The organism is Haloferula sp., assembly GCF_049672945.1.
Lineage (GTDB): Bacteria > Verrucomicrobiota > Verrucomicrobiia > Verrucomicrobiales > Akkermansiaceae > Haloferula.
In genome coordinates this window covers 1-6,801 of sequence record NZ_JBATWY010000253.1, presented here as the reverse complement: position 1 = coordinate 6,801, position 6,801 = coordinate 1, and the positions used below count along the sequence as shown (strand labels likewise).

The following is a 6,801-nucleotide window of genomic DNA, read 5'->3' as shown; positions in this document are numbered from 1 at the left end:
CATCCCAGACCGAGAAAATCGCTCAAGAAAGATGTGATCCGCCCTCATTTCGAAGCTCATCCACCAGATTCAGGAAGACCCGTAGATCCTTGTGCTCAAATCATCCGATTGTGGGACGGGCTCTATTGTAGCCAAGCCTCGCCACCTTCCACTTGCCTTTCCGGATGGCCGCCCGGCCAAAGTGCTCGAAGAGCAACACCCGATCGGGATTCTCATCCTTCGAAAAACTCGCCAACAGACTCTTGCCCTCCAAGGGCTGAATCTTTTGGCCCCCGAACTCCTTCGGGTAGTCCGCGCCCGACAACTCCACGCAGGTCGCCATGATGTCGATCAGGTGGCCGGGTCTCTTTCGCAGCTCATTCTTCGCCTGAATTCCTTTCGGCCAATGGGCGATCAAGGGAGTGGCAATTCCGCCTTCGTGGTTCTTCGACTTATACTCCCAGAAGGGTGTGTTAGAGACATTGGCCCAGTTCTGGCCATATCCGATGTACGTCTCAGAAGGTCCGGGCATCACCTCAGGCCCGGTCAACACAGGCAGCCCTGCCCGACTGCGTGCCGGAATCATGGCGGTTTGCAGCTCATCCTTACCCATCGGCTTGACTCCCTCCTTCGCGTCCTTGCGGGGACGACGACCCATGTTCTCCGAGCATCCGCCATTGTCCTGAAGAAACAGGATCAGCGTGTTTTCAAGCTGACCGGTTTCCTCGAGCGACTTCACGATTCGCCCGATCCCCTGATCCATGCTGTCGACCATTGCGGCATAGACTTCCATGCAGCGGAGTTCCCATGCCTTTTTCTCATCGGGAAAATCCTTCCAGCTCTGGGGCGCAGGACTGAGCTGCCAATCCTCGATCACGCCAAGTTTCTTCATCTGCTCGTAGCGAGCCTGCCGAATCACCTCATAACCTTCGTCGTACTTGCCCTTGTACTTCGCGATGTCCCGATCGAGCGCATGCATCGGCCAGTGCGCCGCCGTGTACGCCACATAGAGAAAGAACGGATCCTCCTTCGAGTCGGCAGCATGCTCCTTCACATATCGGGAGGCATAATCGCTGATCGCAGCGGTGTAGTAATACTGCTCGGGCTGATACTCCTCATCGTTGTCAGGTGTGATCGCTTGTTCGCCTTTGGTCAGGGTCCACGGATCAAACAGACTACCTGCTCCAATGATCGTCCCGTAAAAGCGATCAAAGCCACGCTGCATCGGCCAGTTAGACTTATCACCATTTGGCTTCAGCTGCTTGGTCACGTGCCACTTGCCAGTCATGTAGGTCTTATAGCCGGCCGTCTTGAGAACCTCCGCCATGGTCACCGCATCCTTTCCGAGATCGCCTGTGTATCCCGGCTGCCCGCCATCGCCGGTCATCTGACCGATTCCCGCTTGGTGAGCGTAGAGTCCGGTGAGAAGAGACGCACGAGTGGGACAGCAGCGACCGGTGTTGTAAAACTGCGTGTAGCGCAATCCGCCCTCCGCGAGCCGGTCAAGGGTCGGCGTGGCGATCTCGCTGCCATAGCAACCAAGATCCGAATAACCCATGTCGTCCGACATGATGACGATGATGTTTGGCCTGGGTGCGGCCTGTGCGGCAACGATCGACAAGGCCAAGCCGAGAATTCCGGCAAAAAAGCGTTTCTCTGTATTTCTCATGATGGGATAGGCCTGTGACTGGCCAGCGGCATTGAACTCCGCGACCTCCCCATCAGGCGAGTAATTCCTTTACGACATGACCGTGGACATCTGTCAGTCGATAATCCCGGCCCTGATGCCTAAAGGTCAGCCGCTCGTGGTCGATGCCGAGTTGATGCATCAGGGTCGCATGCAGATCGTGGACCGTCACCTCGTCCTTGAGCACTGAGTAGCAAAAGTCATCCGTCTCACCGTGGATCAGCCCAGGCTTGAAGCCGCCGCCCGCTACCAGCGTGGTAAAACAGTTGGCGTGGTGGTCCCGGCCATAGGATTCCTTCACCTTGCCGTCCTGACTGAAGGTCGTCCGCCCGAACTCTCCACCCCATACCACGATCGTATCTTCGAGCAGGCCTCGCTGCTTCAAATCGAGAATCAGCGCGGCACTCGCGCGATCGGTCTCTTTGCAGCGCTTCGGCAAATGATCCGGCAGGTTGAAATGGTGGTCCCAGCCGGAGTGATAGAGCTGAATGAACCGCACGTCACGTTCGGCGAGTCGCCGCGCCATCAGGCAATTGAAGGCGAAGGTTCCGGGCTTCCTGGCATCTTCACCGTAGAGCTTGTAGGTGGACTCGGGCTCATCGGATAGGTCCGCCAGCCCCGGCACGGAACTCTGCATCCGGAAAGCCATTTCATACTGGGCGATCCGCGTCGCGACCGCTGGGTCGCCGCTACGAGCCAACTCCTCTTCATTCAGCTGATTGACCACATCAAGAATCTGCCGGCGATCCCTCATCGACTTCTTCGCCGGGTCATTCAGATAAAGAACCGGTTCTGTACCGGAACGAAAGCGCACTCCCGCATGCTTACCCGAAAGAAACCCGCTGCCCCACAAGCGGTTGTTCAAGGGCTGCATGTTGCCGAGGTCGCCCTTCGAGACCATCACCACGAACTCCGGAAGATTCCGGTTCATGCTGCCCAGTCCGTAGCTGAGCCATGAACCGAAGGACGGACGACCCGGAAGATTGTGCCCGGTCTGCATGAACGTCATCGCCGGGTCGTGATTCACCGGCGACGTGCTCGTGCTGCGGATCGTACAGTATTCATCCGTGATCCCGGCAAGGTGAGGAAGCAACTCGCTCATCCATGCACCATTTTGCCCATGGCGGGCAAAATGATAGCGAGTTCCGACAACCGGGTGGATTTTGTGCTTATTGGTGAACCCCGTGAGGCGGCCGTCCTGCTTGACGAGTTCGAAGATGTCCTTGCCCTGATGTTTCACCAACTCGGGCTTGTGATCAAACAAGTCGACCTGGGACGGCCCACCCGATTGAAACAGATAGATGACTCGCTTCGCGCGGGGTGCGTGATGCGCGTGCCTTTCTGGATTCACCCGAGCCGCTTCCAGATCCGCCATCGCCATACCACCGAGGCCTGCAGCTCCAAGTTGAAGCATCCGTCGGCGACTGATGCGATCGATCGTCGATTCAATTTCGTTCATGGCATCACTTGCGGGTCACGGTTTCACTGAGATTGAATACGGCGAGGCAGACGTCGGACATGGCCGCGAGGTGGGCGACATCCACTCCATCGGCCACCCCCGATTCACCGACCTCGAGGAGACTCTTGGCCGCTTCGGGATCAGCTTGGTAATGAGCCAAGCGGCCCTTGTAGAGACCACTCAACAGGTCGACTTCCTTGGCACTCGCTGAGCGTGCCAGCACCCGGCGCACTGCACCCTCGATCTGTGCTGTTGAATCACCCTCAACCTCAAGAGCGACCCGCTCAGCCAGTTTGCGAGCGGACTCCACATAGGTCGGCGCATGCATGAGCGCGAGCGCCTGAAGCGGCGTGTTCGTGACCGGCCGCTCGACGGTGCAGACATCGCGGTTAGGCGCATCGAAGACCACCATCCCAGGATTCATCGCCGCCCTGCGCCAGTAGGAATACATGCTCTTGCGGTAGAGGTCCTTTCCCTTCGAAGGGGTGTAGGTTTCACGATGACTTGGGGGAGCATTCAAGTCCTCCCAAATTCCCTCAGGTTGATACGGCCTTACGCTAGGGCCACCAACCTGCTGCGTCAGCAACCCACTCACCGCAAGCGCCTGGTCGCGGATTGTTTCCGCAGGCAATCGAAAGCTCGGGCCACGGGCAAGCAGACGATTCTCCGGATCATCCAACTCCGGTCTCTGTTTCGAATCCTGTCGATAGGTCGCGGACAGCACCACCTGCCGGATCAATCGACGTAGATCCCATCCCTGATCTCGGAAATCTGAAGCGAGCCAATCGAGCAACTCCGGATGGCTCGGCGCTTCACCCTGAAGCCCGAAGTTATCCACGGTCTTCACCAAGCCCATGCCGAAGAATTGGTACCAGATGCGGTTCACCGTCACTCGGGCAAACAAAGGGTTGTCGTCGGCGACAAGCCACTGGGACAGGCCGAGGCGGTTCGGCGCATAGCCCTCGAATCCAGGCAGCACCTCGGGAGTCTCCGGATCGACTTTCTCCCCCGGCTGATCAAACAGACCCTGATTGAGAATAAAACTCTGCCGGGGCTGCTCCTTCATGACCATCGCCCGGACCTTCCCGTGTTCCGACTCGTAGTCCACGAAAGGTGCAGCAGCCTTCTCCTTCCTCCCCTTCTCGCCCGGCGCTCCCACCTCGGCGCTGGTGTTAAAGAAAGCGAAGAACGAGTAGTAGTCCTTCATCGAGAGCGGATCATACTTGTGATCGTGGCAACGCGTACAATCCATGGTCAGCGCGAGGAAGAGCGTGCCTGATGTGGCCGTCTTGTCGTTCGCATACGTGACCCGATATTCTTCATCAAGAATCCCACCCTCGATGGAGTAGCCATGGTTGCGATTGAATCCCGTCGCAATCAACTGATCCTGCGTCGGAGCTTCCAATAGATCACCCGCCAACTGATCCCTAACAAACTGATCATAAGGCATGTTCGCTTTGAAAGCCCGGATCACCCAATCGCGCCATGGCCACATCGTCCGCGCGTTGTCGAACTGGTAGCCATTGCTGTCCGCATAGCGGGCGTTGTCCAACCAGACCGCAGCCATCCGCTCGGCATGATCATCACTCGCCAACAATCGATCCACGACCTTCTCATACGCGTTCGGCGAGGTATCCGAGAGAAACGCATCGAGTTCCTCAACCGTAGGTGGCAAGCCGGTCAAATCCAAGCTGACCCGTCGCAGATACATTTCTCGACTGCCTTCCGAAGCTGGCTGGATCTCGTTCTTCTCAAGCTGGGCTCGAACGAAGTGATCGATCGGATTTACCACTGACTCCTGCGATGCAAGCGTGGGTGGAGTCGGGTTCCGGATCGGTTCAAAACTCCAGTGTGCTGAATACTCGGCCCCTTCCTTGATCCAGCGAACCAGTAGTTCCTTTTCCACTTCGGTCAGCGGCTTCTTCACCTTGGGAGGAGGCATCAATTCATCGGCATCCGAAGTGTAGATCCGCTCGATCAACTCGCTCGCCTCGGGATCACCCGCGACGATCGCCGCGATCTTCCCACCCGCCGTGACCGAATCGCGCTGATCCAGACGCAGATCGGCTTCTCGCGTTCCTTCATCGGGCCCGTGGCAGGTGTAGCACTTGTCCGAAAGAATCGGCTGAATATGCCGCCCGAAATCCAAGCGCTCGATCTCCTCGCCCGAAGAGACACCGATTGCCCAGCAAGGCAGGATTAGTAATGCAGCACGGATCATTCCGGCCCGACTCTCGCCTTCCCATGGAAAACCTCAAGCACCACTTACCAACCGCACCTATACCTATGGAGAGAGACCACTGCTTGAGGTTGATCCAGCCGAGGGGCTTGGTGGACGGAATCTTCTTTCGCCATTCGGCGAGAGTCGCGCTGAGTTCCCCAACGAGTTCAGGATGCTGATCGTGGATGTTGACAGCTTGCCTTGGATCATCCTTAAGAAATAAAGTGTCAGAAATAAAGTGTCAGGTGATAAATCTTGCAATCCTTTAGGTAGTTGCGGTGGATACAGTCAATGGGTTGTCAGGATCCGCGCCGCTACAAAATCCGCCACGGTTGGATAGCGGACCCATTTCGCGTAGTGCGAAGGGTAGTAGGTCAGTCCGTCAAAGAAAGTATCAAGCCAGGAGGGTGAGGAACTCGTCCACCGTCAATCCGGCGGCTCGGATCAGACCGCGTAGGGTGCCGCGGGCGACCTCCTTGTGATCGGGAACGGACAGACTCGCAATGGTTCCGCCCTTCACGAGGATCATGTGGCTGCCGCGCTGACGGGCAAATTCCCAGCCGTCCTTCTCGAAAGCCTTGCGGATCTTCTTGCCGCTGAGGATCGGTAGCGCTCCGGCCATCAGACTGCGACGGGCACCTCCACGCTCCGGGTTTCGATAGTCAGCGGCATGCCGCGCTCGGCACGCACTTCCAGACAGGCAATGATCGCCTCGCGGATGTTTGCCTCGGCCTCCTCGCGGTCGGCTCCTTGGCTGATGCATCCAGGGATGGACGGACATTCAGCGACCCAGACACCGTCCTCATCCCGATCGAGTGTAATCATGAACTTCATAGCTGAATGCTACACCTCTGGAGGTGGTTCGTCAGGGTTTTGTTCAACAATTTGCAACATACGCAAGGGCAAACAGCCTTTCTCCCAGCGGGCCAAGGGCGGCGCTGGGACAGCTCCGGGCCATCTGGGCCGGGTCAGGCGAGGTCGCGGTATGGCAGCGACGAGCTTAGTCAAAGGGGTCAGTCCTTTCATTTTGCATTTCGCCGTAGGCTTTGACCCGGACTACAGAATCAAATGCAAAATTCAAGGACCGACCCCAGAGCCAAAAGGACCGACCCCAGAGCCAAATTCAAGGACCGACCCCAGAGCCGACCCCAGAAGAGGACCGACCCCAGAAGCTGGTGATCACGCGAGCTGCTGGCCACCGGTGCAGGGCCAGACGAGGTCGCGGTATGGCCGCGACGAGCTTAGAGGTTTGGTGGATGGTAGTTCGGCTTTTTCAGGGCCTCTGCTTTCAGCTCGGGCCAGGTCATGAGGGTGGCGGCGAGGATCAGGATGGCGGATGCCCAGGCGACCCAGGCGGGGCCCAGGTAGTTGGCGGCGGTAAAGGCGATCAGGGGGGCGAAGACGCCGCGCACTCCTGTTAGGAAGGAGTGCACGCTCTGGTATTCGATGACTTTG

At 57.8% G+C, this 6,801-nt stretch carries 5 protein-coding genes and 1 pseudogene; all 6 read right to left on the bottom strand.

What is annotated here, in order from left to right; translation table 11 throughout:
• Positions 1-100: 100 nt before the first annotated feature.
• Positions 101-1,648 carry an arylsulfatase gene (locus WBG04_RS21900; RefSeq protein WP_424317012.1) on the bottom strand — a complete coding sequence of 516 codons (1,548 nt, stop codon included), beginning with the start codon at positions 1,646-1,648 and terminating at the stop codon, positions 101-103.
• A 52-nt stretch (positions 1,649-1,700) separates the two neighbouring features.
• Positions 1,701-3,125, bottom strand: coding sequence for a DUF1501 domain-containing protein (locus WBG04_RS21895; protein WP_424317010.1), 1,425 nt, complete (start codon positions 3,123-3,125; stop codon positions 1,701-1,703).
• 4 nt (positions 3,126-3,129) lie between these two features.
• Positions 3,130-5,346 (bottom strand): PSD1 and planctomycete cytochrome C domain-containing protein, encoded by a 2,217-nt coding sequence (locus WBG04_RS21890; RefSeq protein ID WP_424317008.1) that lies wholly within the window; start codon positions 5,344-5,346, stop codon positions 3,130-3,132.
• Between the two features lie 394 nt (positions 5,347-5,740).
• Positions 5,741-5,968 carry a type II toxin-antitoxin system HicA family toxin gene (locus WBG04_RS21885; RefSeq protein WP_424317006.1) on the bottom strand — a complete coding sequence of 76 codons (228 nt, stop codon included), beginning with the start codon at positions 5,966-5,968 and terminating at the stop codon, positions 5,741-5,743.
• Positions 5,968-6,180 carry a type II toxin-antitoxin system HicB family antitoxin gene (locus WBG04_RS21880; RefSeq protein WP_424317004.1) on the bottom strand — a complete coding sequence of 71 codons (213 nt, stop codon included), beginning with the start codon at positions 6,178-6,180 and terminating at the stop codon, positions 5,968-5,970. The genes WBG04_RS21885 and WBG04_RS21880 overlap by 1 nt, the downstream gene beginning before the upstream one ends.
• A 407-nt stretch (positions 6,181-6,587) precedes the next feature.
• Positions 6,588-6,801, bottom strand: a pseudogene (locus WBG04_RS21875) (hypothetical protein); the annotation flags it as partial.

Excerpts from the sequence above, each read along its gene's own strand:
- WBG04_RS21900 (WP_424317012.1), bottom strand. The coding sequence starts at position 1,648 with ATGAGAAATACAGAGAAACGCTTTTTTGCCGGAATTCTCGGCTTGGCC.
- WBG04_RS21895 (WP_424317010.1), bottom strand. The coding sequence starts at position 3,125 with ATGAACGAAATTGAATCGACGATCGATCGCATCAGTCGCCGACGGATG.
- WBG04_RS21890 (WP_424317008.1), bottom strand. The coding sequence starts at position 5,346 with ATGATCCGTGCTGCATTACTAATCCTGCCTTGCTGGGCAATCGGTGTC.
- WBG04_RS21885 (WP_424317006.1), bottom strand. The coding sequence starts at position 5,968 with ATGGCCGGAGCGCTACCGATCCTCAGCGGCAAGAAGATCCGCAAGGCT.
- WBG04_RS21880 (WP_424317004.1), bottom strand. The coding sequence starts at position 6,180 with ATGAAGTTCATGATTACACTCGATCGGGATGAGGACGGTGTCTGGGTC.